Here is a 19,468-nt window from a genome sequence, read left to right on the forward strand (position 1 = left end):
TCAGCCTATCGGTGACACCTCGGCCGGTCGGCGACGTGCAGGCGGGGATGCGGAGGGAGTGCCGCGTCCGACGGCGATGGCATTCCCGGCCGTGATGAGCACGAGGCCGGCGATCTGCCATGCCCCGAGCGTCTGGCCGAGCACGACGAGTCCGGCGACCGCGGCAGCGGCCGGATGCACGCTCTGCAGCACGCCGAAGAGCTGGCGGGGAAGGCGCCGGAGCACGAGGAGGTCGATCGAGTAGGGGATTGCGGAGGACAGGATGCCGGCGGCGAGGCCGACGACGGCGACGCGGAGCAGCTCGTGCGGATCGAGCCCGACGAGGACGATGACGAGGATCGGCGACGTGAGGATCGCGGCGACGAGGCTTGCGATCGCCGTGCCCTGGATGCCGGGCAGGCTGCGTCCCGCCCGCTGGCTCAGCAGGATGTAGGCCGCCCAGGCCGCGGCCGCCGCGAGGCCGAGGAGGATCCCCACGACGTCGAGCCCCGGCACGGTGCCGGTGAGGAGCACGACGCCCACCCCGGCGAGGGCGGCGCACACGAGGTCGAACCGCCGGCGAGAACCGAGGAGCGCGACGGCGAGCGGGCCGAGGAACTCGAGCGTGACCGCGAGTCCCAGGCCGATTCGCTCCACGGCGCCGTAGAGGGTGAGGTTCATCACCACGAGCACGAGGCCGAGCAGGATGGCGGGTCGCACGGTCGACCAGCGCAGTCCGCGGAGTCGCGGCCGCGCGACGGCGATCAGTGCGATCGCCGCGACGGCCTGTCGGAGCGCGACGACGCCCGCGGGCCCGACGAGCGGGAAGATCGTTGCGCCGATCGCCGCGCCGATCTGCACCGACACGGCGCCGCCGACGGCAGCGCTCGCTGCGATCCGTTCCCGTGCCATACCCGCCACGCTACGTCGCTATTGGTGCAATGAGAAATGCAATCTATGTAGATTGATACGCTTGTCGCATGAGTATCGACCTTCGCCAGTTGCGGGTACTCGTCGCGGTCGACGACGAGCGATCGTTCACGGCTGCCGCCGATCGGCTCGGGATGTCACAAGCGAGCGTCTCCCGGTCGCTCGCGTCGCTCGAGCACGAGCTCGGAACAGCCCTCATGCACCGCACGACACGTCGCGTGGAGCCCACCGACGCCGGCATCGCCTTCACGGCCACGGCCCGCCGCGTGCTCGCCGAGCTCGACCGAGCGGTGACCGAGGCCCGCGGGGAGCGCTCCGTCGTGCGCATCGGGTACGCCTGGGCCGCGCTCGGCGCGCACACCACGCCCGTGCTCCGCGCGTGGAATCGGGCGCACCCGGCGACGCCCCTGAGACTCGTGCGCATCAACCGGCGCGATGCCGGCCTCGTCGACGGCCTCGTCGACCTCGCGGTGGTGCGGCATCCGGTGGAACGGTCTGATCTCGACTCCGAACTCGTCGGCGTCGAACCGCGAATGGTCGTGCTGCCCGTCGACCATCCGCTCGCCGATCGCGACGCCGTCGGCCTCGCCGAACTGGTGCCGTTCCTCGTCGCCGTCGATCGGCACACGGGTACGACGAGCGCCGCCCTCTGGACGTCGGCAGGGCTCGAGGCGCCGTCGATGACCGAGACGGGCGATGTCGAGGAGTGGCTCGACCTCATCGCGGCGGGCGATGCCATCGGCGTCACCGCCGAGGCGACGGCCCACCAGTCCCCGCGTCCTGGCGTCGTCTTCGTGCGCATTCAGGACGCGCCGCCGATCGAGGTGCACCTCGCGTGGCACCGTCAGTACCGGCATCCGGAGGCCACGAAAGTCGCACGTGCCATCCGTGCCGCCTACGACGGCGCCGTGCTCACCTAAGCTTGGATGTCGTGACGGACGCACCGATCGGAATCTTCGACTCCGGCGTCGGCGGTCTCACCGTCGCTCGAGCGGTGAAAGACCAGCTGCCGAACGAGTCGATCCTCTACATCGGCGACCTCGAGCACTCGCCCTACGGCCCGAAGAAGATCGCCGACGTGCGCGGCTACGCGCTCGCCGTGCTCGACGATCTCGTGGCACAGGGCGTGAAGATGCTCGTGATCGCGTGCAACACGGCGTCGGCGGCGATGCTCCGCGACGCCCGTGAGCGCTACGACGTGCCCGTCGTCGAGGTCATCCAGCCGGCCGTGCGCCGCGCCGTCTCTGCGACCAGGCGTGGTCGGGTGGGCGTGATCGGCACCCAGGGCACGATCTCATCGCGTGCGTACGACGACGCGTTCGCGGCGGCCCCGCACCTCGAGCTGTTCTCGGCGGCGTGCCCGCGATTCGTCGAGTTCGTCGAGGCCGGCGTCACCACGGGCGACGAATTGCTCGCCGTGGCCGAGGAGTACCTCGCGCCGCTCCGCACGGCCGACATCGACACCCTCGTGCTCGGGTGCACGCACTACCCGTTCCTGAAGGGCGCGATCTCCTATGTCATGGGCGAGGAGGTCACGCTCGTCTCGAGCGATGTCGAGACGGCGAACGACGTGTACCGCGTGCTCGTGAGCACCGGCATGGAGCGCCGCGCCGCGCAGCCGCCCACCTACCGCTACGAGGCGACGGGGCACTCGACGAGTGACTTCCTCGACCTCGCCCACCGCCTCATCGGCCCCGAGATCCCGAGTGTCGAGCTCGTGGAGACGGGTGCCGTGACCCTTCCCGACCATGCACAGCTTCGACAGGAGACCCGATGACCGAGGCATCCGAGACCACTACGCCCGCCACCGCCGTTCGCGCCGACGGCCGCACCGCCGACGAGCTGCGGGTGGTGACGATCGAGCGGGGCTGGAGCGAGCACGCCGAGGGCAGCGCGCTCGTCTCATTCGGCCGCACCAAGGTGCTGTGCACGGCGTCGTTCACGAACGGCGTGCCGCGGTGGATGTCGGGCAAGGGCAGGGGCTGGGTCACCGCCGAGTACGCGATGCTGCCGCGCGCGACGAACACGCGCAACGACCGCGAGTCGGTGAAGGGGCGCATCGGGGGCCGCACGCACGAGATCAGCCGGCTCATCGGGCGGAGCCTGCGCGCCGTCGTCGACACCAAGGGCCTCGGCGAGAACACCATCCAGATCGACTGCGACGTGCTGCAGGCCGATGGCGGCACCCGCACGGCGGCGATCACGGGCGCCTACGTCGCGCTCGCCGACGCGATCGAGTGGGCGCGAGAGAAGAAGTTCATCGGCCAGCGCGCGAAGCCGCTCATCGACACGGTCTCGGCGGTCTCCGTGGGCATCATCGACGGCGTGCCGATGCTCGACCTCGCCTACGTCGAGGACGTGCGCGCCGAGACCGACATGAACGTCGTCGCCACGGGGCGCGGCCTCTTCGTCGAGGTGCAGGGCACCGCCGAGGGCGCGCCGTTCGATCGACGGGAGCTCGACTCGCTGCTCGACCTCGCGCTCGACGGCACCGCCGAGCTCACCCGCATCCAGCAGTCCGTGCTCGCCCGAGTCGAGGCGTGATCTCGATGCCGCTCGCGTTCGTGCTCGCAAGCCACAACCAGCACAAGGTCGCCGAGTTCCAGCGCATCATCGCCGAGCGGATGCCGGGAGCCGTCGTGCATGCGTACGACGGGCCCGAACCGGCCGAGACCGGCGTGACGTTCGCCGAGAACGCCTTCATCAAGGCGCGAGCTGCTGCGCAGCACACGGGACGCATCGCACTCGCCGACGACTCCGGCATCTGCGTCGACGTGCTCGGCGGCGCTCCCGGCGTCTTCTCCGCACGCTGGGCCGGGTCGGCAGCGGGCGACGAGGCGAACGTGCGACTGCTGCTCGACCAGCTGAGCGACATCCGCCGGCCCCATCGGGGCGCCGAGTTCCGGTGCACGATCGCACTCGTGGTGCCCGACTCGGTGCTCGCCGGCGGGCACGAGTTCACGGCCGAGGGTCGATGGCGCGGCGCGCTCGCCTACGAGCCGCGCGGGTCGTACGGCTTCGGCTACGACCCCATCTTCGAGCCCGAGGGGCTCGAAGTGACGTCGGCCGAGCTCCTTCCGGCTGAGAAGAACGCGCAGAGCCACCGGGCCCGCGCGTTCGAGGCGCTGCTGCCCGAGCTCGAGCGCATCGCGGGCGACGCCTAGACGTCAGCCCCGATCGGAGGTTCGTTGACGGGCGCAGGGGACGCTGCCATAGTGAGGGCATCTCAATAGTGGTGCAAAGGAGCCCGTCATGGCCGCCATGATCCGCAAGAGTCTGAACGAACCCGAAGAAACGCGTCCTTTTGAGGATGGGAAGGGAAAACTCGAGCTCGTCAACGTTGAGACCGGCGCCGTCGGCAGGGCCACTTTCGAATCCGGCTGGCAGTGGTCCAAACACGTCAAGCCGATCGCCAAGACGGACAGCTGCCAGTTCGCCCACACGGGTTATGTCCTGTCGGGGCGGATGAAGGTCGTCATGGACGACGGCGAAGAAAATGAGTTCAGCGCCGGGGACTACATGTTTGTCCCGCCGGGCCACGACGCGTGGATTGTGGGGGACGAGGCATGCGTCGTCATCGACTGGCAGGGGATGAGCGACTACGCCAAGCGCCAGGCATAGCGGATCGCAATCGTCAGCTTCGAGGGCGCACTCGGCTCCGGACTACGCCGGCGGGCCGTCGCCGTCGTCGGTGCCGCCACCCATGAGGGCGTAGAGGTCGCCGACTGGCCCGAGATGCGTGAGCTTCTCGGGGTTGAGCTGGTTCGCGATCACCTGGGCGCCATTCGCATCGAACTGCACCATGAGCACGCTGAGCAGAGCGCCGTCGGGGCCCCGCACCCAGAGCGCGGGTGCGCCGTTGACCGGACGCCGCTCGAGCCGCACCCCCATGCTCGTTCCGCGGCGGACGAGCCCGCCGAGGAACCGCGCGACCGCCAGTGCACCGTGCATCGGCTCGCGGATCGCGGGCGCGCGGCCGCCGCCGTCGCCGTAGAAGACGACGTCGTCGGCGAGGACGTCGACGAGCCGGTCGACGTTGCCCGCCTCGACCGCGGCGAAGAACGCGTCGGTCAGCTCGGCATCGCGCTCCTCCGCGGCCTCGAACCGCGGACGGCCCTCGGCGATGCGCGCCTTCGCGCGATGGAGGATCTGCCGGCACGCAACCTCGTCGCGCCCGACGATCTCGGCGATCGCCGCGTAGTCGTAGGCGAATACCTCGCGGAGCAGGAACACGGCCCGCTCGACCGGACCGAGGCGCTCGAGCACGGCGAGAAACGCGAACGAGAGCGTCTCATCGCGCTCGACGCGGTGCGCCGGGTCGGCGTCGTCGTCGGGTAGTGGCTCCGGCATCCACGGGCCGACGTAGACCTCGCGCTGGCGGCGCGCCGAGCGCAGGGCGTCGATCGCGATCCGCGTGGTGACCGTCGAGGCGTATGCGGCAGGATTCTCGATCTCGAGCCCGGCCACGCGGCGCTCCTCGATGCGCAGATGCGCCTCCTGCACGACGTCTTCGGCCTCGACCACGCTGCCGAGCATGCGGTAGGCGATCGAGAACATCAGTGGTCGCAACTGATCGTGGGCGACGGATGCTCCGGCCATGGTTCGAGCATGGCACACCTGCGTTCCGGCGTGGCCGTCACAGATCGACCGGCTCGTACGTCGTAGGGAGTGAGAGAAGGGATGCACGATATGAGAGTGCTCATCGCCGGCGCCACGGGCGCCGTTGGAACGAGGCTCGTGCCGCTGCTCGTAGCGGCCGGGCACGAGGTGGTCGGCACGTCACGGAGCGAGGCGCGCTTCGGCGAGCTCCAGCGGGCGGGCGCGTCGGGCGTCGTCATGAACGGCCGCGACGCGGCATCCGTGCGCCGTGCCGTGCTCGATGCCCGCCCCGACGTGATCGTGCACCAGCTCACTGCCCTGAGCGGGCAGGTCGGCGACGTGAAGCACTTCGACGAGAGCTTCGCCGCGACGAACGAGCTGCGCACCCGCGGCACCGACCACCTGCTCGCGGCCGCCGCCGAGGCGGGCGTCGGGCGCTTCATCGCGCAGAGAGCTACTCCGGCTGGCCGTACGAGCGCACGGGTGGCCCCGTGAAGACCGAGGAGGACCCGCTCGACCCGACTCCGACGAAGGCGTCGCGCGAGACGCTCGCCGCGATCCGCCATGTCGAGCGGCAGACGACGGATGCCGGTGGGCTGGCGCTGCGCTATGGCGGGTTCTACGGCCCGGGCAACGCCATCGGGCGTGGCGGCGAAGTCGTCGAGATGGTCATGGAGCGAAAGCTCCCGGTCGTCGGCGGCGGCACCGGCGTCTGGTCGTTCTGCCATATCGACGACGCGGCATCCGCCGCCGCGGCAGCCGTCACGCGCGGCGCGCCGGGTGTCTACAACATCGTCGACGACGAACCGGCGCCGGTGTCGGAGTGGCTGCCGGAGCTCGCGCGTGCGATCGGCGCGAAACCGCCGATGCGGGTTCCCGCGTTGATGGCCCGACCACTCATCGGCGAACACGGCGTCTCGATGATGACGAAGGTGCGCGGCTCGTCGAACGCCAAGGCGAAGCGGGAACTCGGGTGGGAGCCCGCGTGGCCGAGCTGGCGCGAGGGATTCCGCAGGGGACTCGGCTGAGCATCCGCCGGCGCCGGGTGCCTCAGGCGTCCGCTGAGAACGCGACTCATTCCCGTCACGGGTCCGCCGGCGATTTGCGGCCTACGCTGGAGAGGACATGGGACACTCGCACGATCACTCGCAGCAGGGCGCGAACCGCGCCCGGCTGGGGGTTGCCATCGGCATCGTCGCGACGGTGCTCGTGCTCGAGGTGGCGGGCGCGTGGCTGAGCGGCTCGCTCGCACTGCTCGCCGACGCGGGGCACATGCTCTCCGACCTGATCGGGCTCATCATCGCGCTCATCGCCGTGATCGTGGCTGCGCGCCCGGCGACCGACCGGCAGACCTATGGCTACCAGCGCGTCGAGGTGTTCGCGGCGCTTATCAACGGCGTGATTCTGCTCGTGGTCGCCGCCTCGGTCACCGTCGAGGCGGTCGGCCGTCTCGTGGCGCCCGAGCCGAACGAGGTGCAGGGCGGGTTGATGCTCGTGATCGCGGCCGTGGGCCTCGTCGCGAACTCGGCGGCGCTCCTCGTACTGCGCGGTGGCGCGAAGGACTCCATCAACATGCGCGGCGCGTACCTCGAGGTGTTCGGCGACCTCATCGGGTCGGTTGCGGTCATCGTCGCCGCGATCGTGCTGCTCACGACGGGCTTCGAGCAGGCCGACGCGGTCGCGTCGCTCTTCATCGCGGTGCTGATGGTGCCGCGCGCGTTCCTGTTGCTCCGCGACGTGATGCGGGTGCTCAGCGAGTCCGCGCCGGCCGACACGGATGTCGCCGAGATCCGCGAGCACATTCTCGAGACGAACGGCGTTGTGGCAGTTCATGACGTGCACGTATGGGCGATCACATCGGGTTCCCACGTGTTCAGCGCCCACGTCGAGGTGGAGCCCGAGGTCTTCGCCACAGGCCGCACCGGAGAGCTCCTTGATGAGCTCGGCGGATGTCTCGACGCGCACTTCGACGTCGCGCACTCGACGTTCCAGCTGGAGCCCGCAGGGCGGGCCGAACGCGAACAGTCGCAGCATCCGTGATCCCGCAGGAGGAGCGCGGTCGCACCCTGCGCGAGGAGTTGCGGGCGCTGCCCGCGCTCGTCGGCGAGCCGCCGCCGTTCGACCCCGCGGAGGTACCGGCCGGGCCGCATGAGCTCTTTCTGCGCTGGTTCCGGGAGGCCGTCGACGCAGAGGTGCCCGAACCGCACGCGATGACGTTGTCCACGGCGGATGACGCCGGGTTGCCCGATGCGCGGGTGCTGCTGCTGAAGGACCTGACGCCCGAGGGGTGGTGGTTCGCGAGCGACGAGGCCAGCGCGAAGGGACGCCAGCTCGCCGGGAATCCGCGCGCCGCGGTCACCTTCTATTGGGGGTCGCTCGCGCGCAGCGTGCGGATTCGCGGTGAGGTCACGCACGGCAGCCGTGCGCAGGCCGCCGAGGACTTCCTTGCGCGCGGCGCCGGAGCGCGCGCCGTCGCGCTCGTCGGACGCAGCGGAAGCCCCGTCGACCGAGCGGGTGTCGACGCAGAGATCGACGCAGCTCTCCGGCGCGTCGAGGCCGATCCCGGGCTCGTCGCCGAGGACTGGAGCCTCTGGTGCGTGCACGCGACGTCCGTCGAGTTCTGGCAGGCGCATCCCGAGCGGCGGCACGTTCGGGTGCGCTACGAGCGGCCCCGCGGCGGCGACGCCTGGCGCACGGCCGTGCTCTGGCCGTAGCGCACTACGAGCGTCGACGCCGATGCTCGGGGTCGGAGCATCCGGTGCCGCGACCGGCGGACGGCGCGCTCAGTGCTCGTCGGCGCGGCGCTCGAAGATCTTCGGGTCGAGCGCGAGATGCTCGGCCTCTTCGTGGTCGGTCACGACATCGGCGCCGGCGGCCGCGGCCTTGCGTGCGTTGCTCGCCGAGCGGAAGTAGTGCCACAGAGTCGGGATGAGCGTGAGCACGACGGCGCCGAGAAGGATGACGTCGATGTACTCCTGTACGAAGTCGGCGACCGGCGGGATGTAGCCGATGAGGAAGCCGAAGTAGGTCAGCCCCACGCCCCAGATGAGCGCGCCGATGAGGTTGTAGATCGAGTACTTCCGGTAGTTCATGTGGCCGACGCCCGCGGCGACGGGCGCGAAGGTGCGCACGATCGGCACGAAGCGGGCGAGGATGATCGCGAGTGCGCCGAAGCGCGTGAAGAACGCGTTGGTGCGTTCGACGTTCTTCACGCTGAACAGGCCGGATTCCTTGCGTTCGAAGACGCTCGGGCCGAACTTGTGGCCGATAAGATAGCCGACCTCGCCGCCGAGGAACGCGGCGACGCCGATCGCGAGGCACACCCACCAGATGTCGACGCCGAACACGAGCACGGTGTGGGTGAGCAGGCCAGAGATGACGAGGAGGGTGTCGCCTGGCAGCAGGAAGCCGACGAGCAGGCCCGTTTCGGCGAACACGATGGCGCAGACGACGACGAGTGCCCACGGGCCCGCGCCCTGGATGATCGATTCAGGGTCGAGCCACGGGATGAGCGCGGTGTTGATCACGGGCGGAAAGCTCCTGTCGTCGTCGGACACGGCGAGTGCCGGTCAAGGCGGCGCGGTGTCGTTGCAGTCTACCGAGGCGACGGGTGTGCGAGCGGAACGGGGGATGGGAATCATCCCGGAGGATGACCCGGATGATGAGGGCGGTTCGGGGCGACGCGAAGGCCGGCTCGCGGCATCCGTCGCTCAGCCCGCGAGCTCTTCGAAGATCGCACCGTTCAGACGGAACGATGCCCGCACCTCGTCGATGAGCACTTCGACCTGCTCGGGCGAGAGCGCGAGGTCGTTCATCGCGTCGCGGTAGCGCCACTTGTAGCGCTCGGCGCTGCTCCTGGCGACGTCGAACCGGTAGAAGGCGAGCTGCTCGGGCGTGGCGCTGTAGTGGCGCGCGACGAGCTTGGCGATCGCCTGGCCGCCCGAGAGGTCGCCGAGATAGCGCGTGTAGTGGTGGGCGAGGTAGCGCACGTCATCGCGCTGGATCTCGCGCAGGTGCGCTGCGTATGCGGCCGTCGCGGGCAGGGGCGGGTGGGCCGTGCGCCAATCGGATGCCTCGAGCGAGGCCAGGTCGGCGTCGATCGCGGCCATTCGCGCGAGTGCCGGATCGAAGATCGCAGGGTCGCCCTCGTGGGTGCCGCGTTCCTCGAGGGCCTCGTACACCCACGCGAGCTGCGCGAGGTAGCGCGTGTATTCGGCAAGCGAGAGCTCGCCGCCCATGAGCGCTGTGATGAACCCGCGGGTCTCGGCGGCGCGGTGATCGTCGGCGGAGGCCGCGCGCACGAGGGCCGCGACGTCGATCGGCTCGCCGTCGGAGTGCGGGCGGAGAGCGGGTGGAGCGGTCGTCATGAGCTGCCTTCGAGTTAGGTAAGGGTTACCTCACCCTAGAGCGCACGAAGCTGCCGCGATAGTGCGCATGTCGCCATTCGTGGCACTCTCGCAGGCCCTTCACTGCCCGCGGAGCCGGTCGATCTCGTCGCGGTTCAGCTCGGCGGCACGCGAGAAGAGCTCGTTGGCGAAGGCGAGCTGCTCGTCGCTCAGGGTTTCGAGGTAGTCGTTCCAGCGGGCACCGACCCGGCCGTAGACCTCGCCGAAGCGCTCGAGGATCGCGCCGGAGTTCGCCGTGACGATGACCCGGCGGCGATCGTTCGGGTCTCGTTCGCGGGTGACGAAGCCTGCCCGCTCGAGCCGATCGATCGCGGTGGTGATGCCTCCGCCGGCGGTGAGACCGGCGCGGTCGGCGAGCTCACCCGGCGTCGCCGGGCCCTGGCTCATGAGCAGGCTCGCGCACTGCAGGTCGGTGCTGTTCAGGCCTCCCCATTTCGCGACCGCCTCCTGGAAGAGCACGGCGCGAGCCATGAACTCGCGCATCACCTCGCCGGCGCGCTCGATCTCGCGATCGCGCGTTGACTTCTCGGCCATCCGCTCCTATTCTCTCTACTATCGAGAGACTCCATAATCGAGAGTCTCGCTCACAGTCTACTCAAGGAGCATCCCATGTCACGAGCACTCATCATCGGAAGCGGGGTCGCCGGCCCCGCCGTCGCCCTCTTCCTCCATCGTGCCGGCTGGCAGGTCGAGATCTTCGAGGCCGCCGAACAACCCGACGAGTACGCAGGACTGTTCCTCAACGTCGCAAGTAACGGACTCGCCGTGCTCGAGCAGCTCGGGCTCCGCGAGCGACTCGTGGGTGAAGGGCACCGCGCTCCGCACATGGCCATGTGGTCGAGCACCGGGAAGCAGCTCGGAACGGTGCCGAACGGCCCGGCCCGCGAACCCGATCGCGGCGGCGTCGTGGTGCGCCGCGGCATCCTGCATCGCGTGTTGCGCGAGGCCGTGCAGGAGGCCGGCATCCCGATCACCTTCGGGGCGCGCCTCGAATCCATTCATGAGACGGATGCCGCGGTGCACGCGACGTTCGCCGACGGACGCACCGCGACCGGCGACCTCCTCATCGGGGCCGACGGCATCGGCTCGCCCACGCGCCTGCACATCGACCCGGCCGCCCCGGCGCCCGAGTACAGCGGACTCGTCGGCCTCGGCGGCTTCGCGCACGTGCCGGGACTCGCGGCGACTCCCGAGACGCAGCACATGGTCTTCGGCCGCCGCTCCTTCTTCGGCTACCTCGTGCGCGACGACAGCGAGGTGTACTGGTTCGCGAACATCACGCACCCGGCCACCGACCGCCCTGCACTGCGAAAGGTGAGCACGGGGGAGTGGCTCGCGGAGTTGCGAGAGCTGCACGCCGACGATCCGTATCCCGTACCGCAGATTCTCGAGCACGCGAGCGGTGAAGTGGGCGGGTACCCGATCGACGACCTCGCGCACGTGCCGCACTGGAGCCGCGGTCGGGTCGTGGCCGTCGGCGATGCCGTGCACGCCATCTCGCCGAGCGCCGGCCAGGGGGCATCCCTCGCCCTCGAAGATGCGATCACCCTCGCGCGGTGCCTGCGCGACCTGCCCGACCACAGTGCTGCGTTCGCCGAATACCAGCGCTTGCGCCAGCCGCGCGCCGAGGCCGTCGTGGGGTACGCCCGTGCCATCAACAAGCAGAAGCGCGTGACGAAGTCGCGGCTCGGCATCGCCATCCGCGACGCCATGCTGCCGATGTTCCTGAAGAAGGCGCGCGACGACACCCGCAACGACTGGCTCTACAACCACTCGATCGAGTGGGAGCAGCGGGCCCCGATCGGCTGACCGGATGCCGGGAGCCGCAGCCCTCCTTCGGATGACCGCGCCGGGATCCGTCGCTCCGGCGCCATCCCGCATCTGCGCATCTGCGCCACTGCGCGACTGCGCTTCTGCGCCACTGCGCGTCTCGCGCCGCGCTCCGGGGTCTGCCGGGTCCCCCTCCCGCCCATGCGCGGATGAGGCAGATCGGGCGACGCGCCAGCGCAGAGGCGCCGACACGCCGGGAAGAGCGCGGTTCTGCCTCATCCGCTCTGCCTGCTCCTCGGTGACCCGACCCGCGACACGTGCGCCCGTGCGACTGTGTGCTCTGCATGCTGCTCGGCGACCTGACCCGCGACACGTGCGCCTGTGACTGTGCGCTCTGCCTGCACTTCGGCGACCTGACCGGCGACGTGCGACTCGGCGTCATTCGCTCGCTCCGGAACCGCACCCGCGCCGCTTCTGTTCTCTCCCATCGTCGGATGAGGCAGAATCGGGCGACGCGCCGGCGCGGGGGCAGCGACACGCCGTGACGAGCGCGGTTCTGCCTCATCCGCTCTGCCTGCTCCTCGGCGGCCCGACCCCGCGACTCGCGCGAGCCGATGAGGGCGGCCCAGCCACGGCTGTCGGCGGTCGGGGATAGCGTCGATCGCATGAAACACGGGTTCATCTTCACGGGCACCGATCCGAACCTGGCGGTCGAGCTCGCGCCGCTCGCCGAGGCATCCGGCTGGGACGCCTTCTTCGTGTGGGAGGGCATCTGGGCGACCGATCCGTGGGCGACGCTCGCGGCCGCGGCGATGGTCACCGACCGAATCCGTCTCGGCACCATGCTCACGCCCGTGCCGCGCCGCCGCCCGTGGGAGCTCGCCGGGCAGACGATGACGGTCGACCGGCTCTCGAATGGCCGGGTCATCCTCTCGGCGGGGCTCGGGGTGCCGGCCGACGTCGAGGCTCGCTTCTGGATCTTCGAAGACGACCCCGGCCGCAAGGTGCGCGCCGAGCTCCTCGACGAGGGACTCGAGCTCCTGCAGCCCCTCTGGCGCGGCGAGCCGTTCGAGTACGTGGGCGAGCACTACCACGCGCACCGCACTGACTCGATGCTGCCGCCCGCCATCGTGCAGCAGCCGCGCATCCCCACGTGGGTCGTCGGCGTCTGGCCGCGCATGCGCTCGATGCGCCGGGTCGCCCGGTACGACGGGTGGATCCCCAACTACGCACCGCCTGGAGCTGACGGCATCGATCCCGTCGAGCAACAGCGCACCTACACCCCCGAGATCGCCGCCGAGGCGATCGCGTGGATCCGCGCCGAACGCGAACAGGCCGGCCTCGCCGATCGCCCGTTCGATGTCGTGCAAGAGGGCACCACGAGCGGCACCGATGCAGCAGCGGATGCCGCGATCGTGCGCCCGTGGGCCGACGCAGGCGTCACGTGGTGGCTCGAAGCCGACTGGGGCGTCGCGGCCGACCGGGTCGCCGATTACGCACGCGACCGCGTGCGCGCCGGCCCGCCGCGGGCGTGACGAGCGGCGGCCCCAGCTCGGTGGTGCTTATTCGAGGTTGTCGACGGGCGTGGTGTCGTCGAGCGGATCGCCCTCGCTCGCGCTCGTCACCTCGGTGCCGTCCTCCGGCTTGGTACCGGCCGCCGCCGCGCGCCGGTCGGCTTCGGCGGAGGTGAGCACGTCGTCGTTGTCCAAATCCGGATCGAGCGGCGCATCGGCGTCGCGGTCGAGGTGCGTCTTCAGTGGTTCCTTGATCGGGTCAACGAAATCAGCCATGATCACGTTCCTCTCCTCTGACACGAACGTACCTCGACGGCCTGCCGACCGGCAGAGGCTTGCGCTGCGCCCGATTCATACCTTCGTGCCCTGGATTGCGCGGAAAGAGCTCAGCGACGGCGGTATTCGACCTCCGGGCGCCCGGGCGTGCCGTAACGGCCGGCACGTTCGACGATGCCGGTGTCGGCGAGGTGCTCCAGGTAGCGCCGCGCGGTGACGCGCGAGAGATCGAGTTCGGCCGCGAGTTCGGCCGCCGACATCGCGCCGGCGGGGGAGTCGCGCACGGCCGCGCGTACCCGATCGAGGGTCTCGCGAGTGAGGCCCTTCGGGAGGTCGGCGCTCGACGAGGTGCGTAGCGCTGCGAATGAGGCATCCACCTCCTGCTGGTCGGTGACCACGGCGGAACCCACCCGGCCGTGATAGTCGCGATAGGCCTGCAACTTCTCGGCGAAGGCCGCGAAGTTGAACGGCTTGATGAGGTACTGCACGATGCCGAGCGAGACCGCGGAGCGCACCACCGCCGCGTCGCGCACCGCGGTGACCGCGATCACGTCGATCTCGATGCCCGATGCACGGAGCGAACGGCAGAGGTCGATGCCCGTCGTGTCGGGCAGGTTCACGTCGAGGAGGATGAGGTCGATCGGGGGAGTGCGGCCCTCCCTCGAGTCGCGGAGCAGCCGGATCGCCTCATGGCCGGTGTGGGCGATGCCGGCGACGGTGAATCCGTCGACTCGCGCGACATACGCGGCGTGCGCCTCTGCGGTGACCGGCTCGTCCTCGACGACGAGCACCCGGATCGGTGCGGACACGTGCGGTTCAGGCATCCGGAACCTCCCGAGCTGCAGCAGCCGGCGTCGCCGACGACGTGGTGACCGGAAGCGTCACCTCGAATGTCGACCCGTGCACGCCGATGCGGCCGCCGAGACGCACGACGGTCTGGCGCACGAGCGCGAGTCCGATGCCGTGACCGGCCGCTCGCTTCGTTGTGACACCGAGCTCGAAGACGCGATCGGCGTCGGCAGGCCCGCCGCCGCCGTCGCTCACCGCGATGCGCAGTTCGTGCGTCGTCAGCTCCACGGCGACGTCGACGCGCGGCGCCGGGGTCGCCGCCGCCGCGTCGAGCGCGTTGTCGATGAGGTTGCCGACGATCGTGATGAGGTCGCGGGCGGGCACCGACGTCGCCTCGAGCCTGGCGGGCAGGTCGATCTCGAACGCGATGCCGCGTTCGCTCGCTTGCGCCGCCTTGCCGAGGAGGAGGGCGAGGAGCACTGGCTCCTCGACGGCCGACAGCAGGCGGTCGGCGAGGGCCTGGCTGAGCGCGAGCTCCGAACTCGCGAGTGCCGCGGCATCCGCTGCCCGGTCCAGTTCGATGAGGGCGATGATCGTGTGCAGCCGGTTCGCGAACTCGTGGGTCTGCGAGCGAAGGGCGTCGGACAAGGTCGTCATCGTCTCGAGCTCGCCGGTGAGCTCCTGCAGCTCGGTGTGGTCGCGCAGCGTCGTCACGGATCCGATGAGACCGCCACCACGACCGCGATCCTGCGAGACGATGAGGTCGCGATCGATCACGAGCACGTGCGTCGGGGTGATCGCGATCTCGTCGACGACCGCGTCGCTGCGCCCGAACACCTCGGCGACGGCGGGCGGCAGATCGAGATCGGCGAGCGGCACCGCTGCGTGGCCCGGGTCCCGACGGTCGCGTCGCGGCAACCCCAGCAGTTCGGCGGCGCGGTCGTTGTAGAGCACGATCGCGTTCGACCGGTCCTGCAGCACGAGGCCCTCGCCGATGGAGTGCAGCACGCCCTCGTAGTACGAGAACATGCGGCTCATCTCCTCCGCGCCGCGTCCCCAGGTGACGCGCCGCAGGTACCGGCTGAGGAGCCACGCGATGACCGCGCCGATGCCGATCATCGCGAGAGCCGCGGCGATGACGGTCGCGATGCGGCCACCGAGCGCCACCTCGGTGTTCGAGACGGTGACGCCCACCGCCACGAGCGCGATCAGCTCACCTGCGTCGGTCTCGATCGGCACGACCGCCCGAACCGACGGGCCGAGGGTGCCGGTGTACGTCTCGGTGAACGCGTCGCCCTCGAGGGCGCGGTCGATGTTGCCGAGGAACTCCTTGCCGATCTGCGCGGGGTCGGGATGCGTGTAGCGGGTGCGGTCGGGCGCCATGATCGTGATGAAGTCCACGCCCGCATCGGCCATCACGTCGACCGCGTAGGGCTGCAAGCGGGCCGTCGGATCGGTCGTGCCGAGCGAGGTCTCGACGAACGGGTCGGCGGCGAGCGTCTCGGCCACCGCGAGGCTCTTCGCAGCGGCATCCCGTTCGACGTCGGCGCGGGCGTCAGCCCAGATCCAGAGCACGGCGAGCGTCGCGAGCGCCACGATCATCACGAGTTGCAGCGCGAAGAGCTTCGCGGCAATGCTCCAGCCCCGGATCCACTGCTTCATGCTCACCTCGCAACGCTGCTCGTCATCACTCTAGACAGGCGGAGCGATCGAGCACCGCGAACAGTATGAACACAAGCGGATGTCGCGGCATCCGTCATCGCATCCTTGGTCGATATCCCGAAGTTCGTCGCCGACCGGCGATGACCGACCAAGGAAGGCAGGGACGGCAATGGCGCTCCAGTCTCGCACCGAAGGCACGAAGCCCCGGCGAAGGATCGAATCCTCGCACTACCTCTACATCGCGGTGATCGTCGCCGTGCTCGCCGGCGTCACCGTCGGACTCGTCGTTCCCGAGTTCGCACTGGGCCTGAAGCCCATCGGCGATGCCTTCGTGCTGCTCATCAAGATGATGATCGCCCCGATCATCTTCTGCACGATCGTGCTCGGCGTCGGATCGATCGCGAAGGCGGCGACCGTCGGCAAGGTCGGCGGCCTGGCGCTGCTGTACTTCATGATCATGTCGACGTTCGCGCTCGGCATCGGCCTCGTCGTCGGCAACATCATCCACCCGGGCGAGGGCCTGAACATCGCCGGCGCCTCGTATGACACCAGCACGCTCGAGCCGAAGACCTCGACCGAGTTCCTCCTCGGGATCATCCCCGTGTCGCTGCTGTCGTCGCTCACCGAGGGCAACATCCTGCAGGTGCTGTTCGTGGCGCTGCTCGTCGGCTTCGCGCTGCAGAAGATGGGCTCGAAGGGCGCACCGATCCTCGGAGCGGTCCGCCAGATCCAGGCGCTCGTGTTCCGAATCCTCGCGATGATCATGTGGGTGGCGCCGATCGGCGCATTCGGTGCCATCGCGGCGGTCGTGGGCGCCACGGGCGTCGCGGCCATCATCAGCCTCGGCACCCTCATGATCGCCTTCTACATCACGTGCGCGATCTTCATCGTGGGCGTGCTGGGATCGCTGCTGTGGGCGGTGGCGCGGGTCAACATCTTCCGCATGATGAAGTACCTGGGCCGCGAGTACCTGCTCATCGTGTCGACGTCGTCGAGCGAGGTCGCCCTGCCGCGCCTCATCGCGAAGATGGAGCACATCGGCGTCTCGAAGTCGGTCGCCGGCATAACCGTGCCGACGGGCTACTCGTTCAACCTCGATGGCACGGCGATCTACCTGACGATGGCCTCCTTGTTCATCGCGAGCGCCATGGGCACGCCGCTCGCGCTCGGCGAGCAGATCGGCCTGCTGCTGTTCATGATCGTCGCCTCGAAGGGTGCGGCCGGCGTGACCGGCGCGGGCCTTGCGACGCTCGCCGGCGGGTTGCAGGCGCACCGCCCCGACCTCGTCGACGGCGTCGGCGTGATCGTGGGCATCGACCGCTTCATGTCGGAGGCGCGTGCGCTCACGAACTTCACGGGCAACGCCGTCGCCACGCTGCTCGTGGGCACGTGGACGAAGCAGCTCGACCGCGAGCAGTTGACGAGCGTGCTCGCCGGCGATCGGCCGTTCGACGAGTCGACGATGAGCGTCGACGACCACCTCTCACCTGACGAGCAGGCCGAGCTCGAGCGCGAAGAGCGCCCGTCGACGGCAGCTATCGCGGCCATCGTGGGGGAGCTCGAGGAGGAGAAGGCGGGTCAGGGCCGTGGCCGCTGATTCAGCCGTCTCGGCCCCGGCGGGCACCGCATCCGCGGTGCCCGCCGGGCTCGCCCGCTCGTGGCTGCTCGTGCCGGGCTCCGCGCCTGACCTCGCAGACCGCGTCGCGGCATCCGCTGCCGACGTGGTCATCGTCGATCTCGAAGACGGCGTGGCGGGTGCCGACAAGGGTCGCGCACGTCGTGCCCTGGTCGCGGCCGCCGATTCAGGACTGCGCCCGTGGGTGCGCATCGGCGACGCGGCTTCCGATGAGTGGCGAACGGATGTCGCGCTGCTGCGCGGTCGCGAGCTCGTCGCGGGCGTCATGCTCGCGAAGGTGGAGGCGCTCGACCATGTGCGGCGCACTGTGGACGCCCTCGATGGCGCGCTGCCGATCGTCGCCCTCGTCGAGAGCGCGCGGGGCGTCGAGGCGGCGCTCGACATCGCCGAGGCTCCCGGCGTGACCCGACTCGCATTCGGCAGCGGCGACTTCCGGCGCGACACCGGCGCGGCCGACGACCCGCTCGCCTTGCTCTACGCGCGGTCGCGCCTCGTCAGCACGAGCCGCGCGGCGGACCTGCCCGGCCCGATCGACGGACCGACCGTGCCGCGCGACGCCGCGGTGCTCGAGGGCGCCTCGCGGCATGCGGCATCGCTCGGCATGACCGGCCGCCTCTGCCTCCGAGAGGAGCAGGTGGCCGCGGTGAACACGGCACTCAGCCCGTCTGGTGACGAGCTGGCCTGGGCGCTCGGCGTGCTCGAGACGCTCGAGCGCTGCGGCATCCGCGATGGCAGCGACCTGCCCCGTATCGCCCGCGCTCGTGCGATCTGCGCGGCCGCCGAGGCGTTCAGCATCGAGGCGGATGCCGCGGCTGTGCACGTCTCCGACTACGCGAACTGACCTCGGATCGCGTGCAGCCGACGCCAGCTGCGAGCAGAGCGGTCAGCAGCCGAGACGTTCCAGAGCGGAGTCGAGATTCGCCCGTGCCGTGGTCTCGTACCAGACCGCGAAATCGCCCTCATACCCGCGGATCGTGACCTCCGTGACGAGCAGGATGGCGTAGTACATCCGGCACAGGTGCAGTCGCGCCTGCCCGCCTTCCGTCGAGAGGAGGTCTGCCAGCACGCCGCCCGCTGCCGTGTCACCGGCGACGATGTCCTCATCGGGTGGAGCCGCCGAGAACTGCTCCGCGCCGACCAGGTCGAGCAGCGGATCCGCCCACACCGTCCGCTCGGTGTCGATGATCCCGACGATGCGCAGTTCGGTCTCGTCGACGAACACGTTGCCGGGCCATAGATCCGCGTGCACCACTGCCGGCGCGATCACCTCGTCCAGACATGCCGCGTGCGCCGCCAACGCCGCCCGCACGCCGTCATCGGGCAGCGGCACGCCCCAGCGGTCGGCATCCGCCAGTGCCGCCGAGACCATCAGCCCGAACGCCTCCCGCCAGGTGTCGCCGGAGAGTCCTGACTCGGGCGCCGGATATCCGAAGTGCGGCGCTGTGACGCGATGCGCGGCAGTCATCACTGCGCCCAGCTCACGGCGGAGCGTGCGCTGCTCGTCGTCGCCCAGGGAGAGATCGTTCCACGCCGCGCCCGGCAGGTGCTCGGTCACCACGACGTCTGCTGCGAGCCGTGTACGTGTGAAGTCGGTCAGCTGCACCCGAGGCACGGGCACGCCGCTGTCGGCGAGCATGCCGAAGATGCGTGCCTCGGTGCCGAGGATCCCCTTCTCGTAGGTGCTCATCCGACCGGTGTCCGCGGCCACCATCTTGACGACGGAACGTGAGCCGTCGGCGAAGGTCGCGCGCACCGCAGTGGCGAACGTACCCCCGCCGAGAGTCTCCAGCGCCTGCACGTCGCCGAGCGGGGCGAGCAGGTCTTTGAGAGTCGCCGGATCGGCTTCGTATCGTCCCGTCACACGAAGAGTATGGCGGGCCGCTCGACGCTCGACAAACTTCGGTTGA

General features: G+C 70.0%; 22 protein-coding genes. 13 read left to right on the forward strand and 9 right to left on the reverse strand.

Going from position 1 to position 19,468, the window contains the following annotated elements:
- On the reverse strand, positions 1 to 891 hold the full coding sequence (locus J7E25_RS10480) for a DMT family transporter (RefSeq protein WP_214870106.1): 891 nt from the start codon (positions 889 to 891) through the stop codon (positions 1 to 3).
- A 68-nt stretch (positions 892 to 959) separates the two neighbouring features.
- Here J7E25_RS10480 and J7E25_RS10485 point away from each other — a divergent pair, with 68 nt between their 5' ends.
- The 5 genes from J7E25_RS10485 (at position 960) to J7E25_RS10505 (ending at position 4,530) form a co-directional block, all read left to right on the forward strand.
- Positions 960 to 1,829, forward strand: a complete 870-nt coding sequence (locus tag J7E25_RS10485) for a LysR family transcriptional regulator (RefSeq protein WP_214870107.1) — start codon at positions 960 to 962, stop codon at positions 1,827 to 1,829.
- A gap of 11 nt (positions 1,830 to 1,840) precedes the next feature.
- Complete coding sequence (gene murI, locus J7E25_RS10490) at positions 1,841 to 2,686, forward strand: glutamate racemase (protein WP_214870108.1); 846 nt, start codon at positions 1,841 to 1,843, stop codon at positions 2,684 to 2,686.
- Positions 2,683 to 3,453 carry a ribonuclease PH gene (rph, locus tag J7E25_RS10495; protein WP_214870109.1) on the forward strand — a complete coding sequence of 257 codons (771 nt, stop codon included), beginning with the start codon at positions 2,683 to 2,685 and terminating at the stop codon, positions 3,451 to 3,453. Before murI ends, rph begins: the two co-directional genes overlap by 4 nt.
- Positions 3,454 to 3,458: 5 nt before the next feature.
- Positions 3,459 to 4,073: an RdgB/HAM1 family non-canonical purine NTP pyrophosphatase gene (gene rdgB, locus J7E25_RS10500; protein ID WP_214870110.1), complete on the forward strand. Its 615-nt coding sequence runs from the start codon at positions 3,459 to 3,461 to the stop codon at positions 4,071 to 4,073.
- A gap of 88 nt (positions 4,074 to 4,161) precedes the next feature.
- A complete protein-coding gene (locus tag J7E25_RS10505; protein WP_214870111.1) occupies positions 4,162 to 4,530 on the forward strand; it encodes a cupin domain-containing protein in 369 nt (122 codons plus the stop codon).
- 42 nt (positions 4,531 to 4,572) lie between these two features.
- Here J7E25_RS10505 and J7E25_RS10510 read toward each other — a convergent pair whose 3' ends face one another.
- Positions 4,573 to 5,508 carry an RNA polymerase sigma-70 factor gene (locus J7E25_RS10510; RefSeq protein WP_214870112.1) on the reverse strand — a complete coding sequence of 312 codons (936 nt, stop codon included), beginning with the start codon at positions 5,506 to 5,508 and terminating at the stop codon, positions 4,573 to 4,575.
- 81 nt (positions 5,509 to 5,589) lie between these two features.
- Between J7E25_RS10510 and J7E25_RS10515 the strand changes: the two genes are divergently transcribed.
- The 4 genes from J7E25_RS10515 (at position 5,590) to J7E25_RS10530 (ending at position 8,222) form a co-directional block, all read left to right on the forward strand.
- On the forward strand, positions 5,590 to 6,003 hold the full coding sequence (locus J7E25_RS10515) for an NAD(P)-dependent oxidoreductase (RefSeq protein WP_214870113.1): 414 nt from the start codon (positions 5,590 to 5,592) through the stop codon (positions 6,001 to 6,003).
- Positions 6,000 to 6,536: an NAD(P)-dependent oxidoreductase gene (locus J7E25_RS10520; protein ID WP_214870114.1), complete on the forward strand. Its 537-nt coding sequence runs from the start codon at positions 6,000 to 6,002 to the stop codon at positions 6,534 to 6,536. Before J7E25_RS10515 ends, J7E25_RS10520 begins: the two co-directional genes overlap by 4 nt.
- Before the next feature lie 97 nt (positions 6,537 to 6,633).
- On the forward strand, positions 6,634 to 7,548 hold the full coding sequence (locus J7E25_RS10525; RefSeq protein ID WP_214870115.1) for a cation diffusion facilitator family transporter: 915 nt from the start codon (positions 6,634 to 6,636) through the stop codon (positions 7,546 to 7,548).
- On the forward strand, positions 7,545 to 8,222 hold the full coding sequence (locus J7E25_RS10530) for a pyridoxal 5'-phosphate synthase (protein WP_308164504.1): 678 nt from the start codon (positions 7,545 to 7,547) through the stop codon (positions 8,220 to 8,222). The genes J7E25_RS10525 and J7E25_RS10530 overlap by 4 nt, the downstream gene beginning before the upstream one ends.
- A 69-nt stretch (positions 8,223 to 8,291) precedes the next feature.
- On the opposite strand, the gene J7E25_RS10535 is transcribed toward J7E25_RS10530, so the two are convergent.
- From J7E25_RS10535 to J7E25_RS10545, 3 genes are all read right to left on the reverse strand, one after another.
- A complete protein-coding gene (locus J7E25_RS10535) occupies positions 8,292 to 9,035 on the reverse strand; it encodes a DedA family protein (RefSeq protein WP_214870117.1) in 744 nt (247 codons plus the stop codon).
- Positions 9,036 to 9,218: 183 nt separating this feature from the next.
- Entirely contained in the window at positions 9,219 to 9,875 is a 657-nt protein-coding gene (locus J7E25_RS10540) for a heme oxygenase (biliverdin-producing) (RefSeq protein WP_214870118.1), read from the reverse strand.
- A gap of 99 nt (positions 9,876 to 9,974) precedes the next feature.
- Positions 9,975 to 10,448 carry a MarR family winged helix-turn-helix transcriptional regulator gene (locus J7E25_RS10545; protein ID WP_214870119.1) on the reverse strand — a complete coding sequence of 158 codons (474 nt, stop codon included), beginning with the start codon at positions 10,446 to 10,448 and terminating at the stop codon, positions 9,975 to 9,977.
- A 75-nt stretch (positions 10,449 to 10,523) separates the two neighbouring features.
- On the opposite strand from J7E25_RS10545, the gene J7E25_RS10550 reads away from it, so the two are divergent.
- Positions 10,524 to 11,723 carry an NAD(P)/FAD-dependent oxidoreductase gene (locus tag J7E25_RS10550; protein WP_214870120.1) on the forward strand — a complete coding sequence of 400 codons (1,200 nt, stop codon included), beginning with the start codon at positions 10,524 to 10,526 and terminating at the stop codon, positions 11,721 to 11,723.
- A 626-nt stretch (positions 11,724 to 12,349) separates the two neighbouring features.
- On the forward strand, positions 12,350 to 13,219 hold the full coding sequence (locus J7E25_RS10555; protein ID WP_214870121.1) for an LLM class flavin-dependent oxidoreductase: 870 nt from the start codon (positions 12,350 to 12,352) through the stop codon (positions 13,217 to 13,219).
- Positions 13,220 to 13,246: 27 nt separating this feature from the next.
- Here the strand turns inward: J7E25_RS10555 and J7E25_RS10560 are convergent, their stop codons facing one another.
- The 3 genes from J7E25_RS10560 to J7E25_RS10570 form a co-directional block, all read right to left on the reverse strand.
- Complete coding sequence (locus J7E25_RS10560; protein WP_214870122.1) at positions 13,247 to 13,474, reverse strand: hypothetical protein; 228 nt, start codon at positions 13,472 to 13,474, stop codon at positions 13,247 to 13,249.
- A gap of 110 nt (positions 13,475 to 13,584) precedes the next feature.
- Positions 13,585 to 14,298, reverse strand: coding sequence for a response regulator (locus J7E25_RS10565; protein ID WP_214870123.1), 714 nt, complete (start codon positions 14,296 to 14,298; stop codon positions 13,585 to 13,587).
- Entirely contained in the window at positions 14,291 to 15,925 is a 1,635-nt protein-coding gene (locus J7E25_RS10570; RefSeq protein WP_214870589.1) for an ATP-binding protein, read from the reverse strand. The genes J7E25_RS10565 and J7E25_RS10570 overlap by 8 nt, the downstream gene beginning before the upstream one ends.
- A gap of 169 nt (positions 15,926 to 16,094) precedes the next feature.
- Between J7E25_RS10570 and J7E25_RS10575 the strand changes: the two genes are divergently transcribed.
- Both J7E25_RS10575 and J7E25_RS10580 read left to right on the forward strand, forming a co-directional pair.
- A complete protein-coding gene (locus tag J7E25_RS10575) occupies positions 16,095 to 17,522 on the forward strand; it encodes a cation:dicarboxylate symporter family transporter (RefSeq protein ID WP_214870124.1) in 1,428 nt (475 codons plus the stop codon).
- On the forward strand, positions 17,512 to 18,402 hold the full coding sequence (locus J7E25_RS10580) for a CoA ester lyase (protein WP_214870125.1): 891 nt from the start codon (positions 17,512 to 17,514) through the stop codon (positions 18,400 to 18,402). The genes J7E25_RS10575 and J7E25_RS10580 overlap by 11 nt, the downstream gene beginning before the upstream one ends.
- Positions 18,403 to 18,444: 42 nt before the next feature.
- Here J7E25_RS10580 and J7E25_RS10585 read toward each other — a convergent pair whose 3' ends face one another.
- Positions 18,445 to 19,422, reverse strand: a complete 978-nt coding sequence (locus J7E25_RS10585) for a phosphotransferase (protein ID WP_214870126.1) — start codon at positions 19,420 to 19,422, stop codon at positions 18,445 to 18,447.
- Between the last annotated feature and the right edge of the window lie 46 nt (positions 19,423 to 19,468).

The organism is Agromyces sp. ISL-38 (genome assembly GCF_018613935.1).
Classification (GTDB): domain Bacteria; phylum Actinomycetota; class Actinomycetes; order Actinomycetales; family Microbacteriaceae; genus Agromyces.

What these genes read in the sequence shown, in the direction of transcription:
- J7E25_RS10540 (WP_214870118.1), bottom strand. Translation starts at nt 9,875, where the DNA reads ATGACGACCGCTCCACCCGCTCTCCGCCCGCACTCCGACGGCGAGCCG.
- J7E25_RS10575 (WP_214870124.1), top strand. Translation starts at nt 16,095, where the DNA reads ATGGCGCTCCAGTCTCGCACCGAAGGCACGAAGCCCCGGCGAAGGATC.
- J7E25_RS10555 (WP_214870121.1), top strand. Translation starts at nt 12,350, where the DNA reads ATGAAACACGGGTTCATCTTCACGGGCACCGATCCGAACCTGGCGGTC.
- J7E25_RS10485 (WP_214870107.1), top strand. Translation starts at nt 960, where the DNA reads ATGAGTATCGACCTTCGCCAGTTGCGGGTACTCGTCGCGGTCGACGAC.
- J7E25_RS10570 (WP_214870589.1), bottom strand. Translation starts at nt 15,925, where the DNA reads ATGAAGCAGTGGATCCGGGGCTGGAGCATTGCCGCGAAGCTCTTCGCG.
- J7E25_RS10565 (WP_214870123.1), bottom strand. Translation starts at nt 14,298, where the DNA reads ATGCCTGAACCGCACGTGTCCGCACCGATCCGGGTGCTCGTCGTCGAG.
- rph (WP_214870109.1), top strand. Translation starts at nt 2,683, where the DNA reads ATGACCGAGGCATCCGAGACCACTACGCCCGCCACCGCCGTTCGCGCC.
- J7E25_RS10515 (WP_214870113.1), top strand. Translation starts at nt 5,590, where the DNA reads ATGCACGATATGAGAGTGCTCATCGCCGGCGCCACGGGCGCCGTTGGA.
- J7E25_RS10560 (WP_214870122.1), bottom strand. Translation starts at nt 13,474, where the DNA reads ATGGCTGATTTCGTTGACCCGATCAAGGAACCACTGAAGACGCACCTC.
- rdgB (WP_214870110.1), top strand. Translation starts at nt 3,459, where the DNA reads ATGCCGCTCGCGTTCGTGCTCGCAAGCCACAACCAGCACAAGGTCGCC.
- J7E25_RS10505 (WP_214870111.1), top strand. Translation starts at nt 4,162, where the DNA reads ATGGCCGCCATGATCCGCAAGAGTCTGAACGAACCCGAAGAAACGCGT.
- J7E25_RS10510 (WP_214870112.1), bottom strand. Translation starts at nt 5,508, where the DNA reads ATGGCCGGAGCATCCGTCGCCCACGATCAGTTGCGACCACTGATGTTC.
- J7E25_RS10480 (WP_214870106.1), bottom strand. Translation starts at nt 891, where the DNA reads ATGGCACGGGAACGGATCGCAGCGAGCGCTGCCGTCGGCGGCGCCGTG.
- J7E25_RS10545 (WP_214870119.1), bottom strand. Translation starts at nt 10,448, where the DNA reads ATGGCCGAGAAGTCAACGCGCGATCGCGAGATCGAGCGCGCCGGCGAG.
- J7E25_RS10525 (WP_214870115.1), top strand. Translation starts at nt 6,634, where the DNA reads ATGGGACACTCGCACGATCACTCGCAGCAGGGCGCGAACCGCGCCCGG.
- J7E25_RS10550 (WP_214870120.1), top strand. Translation starts at nt 10,524, where the DNA reads ATGTCACGAGCACTCATCATCGGAAGCGGGGTCGCCGGCCCCGCCGTC.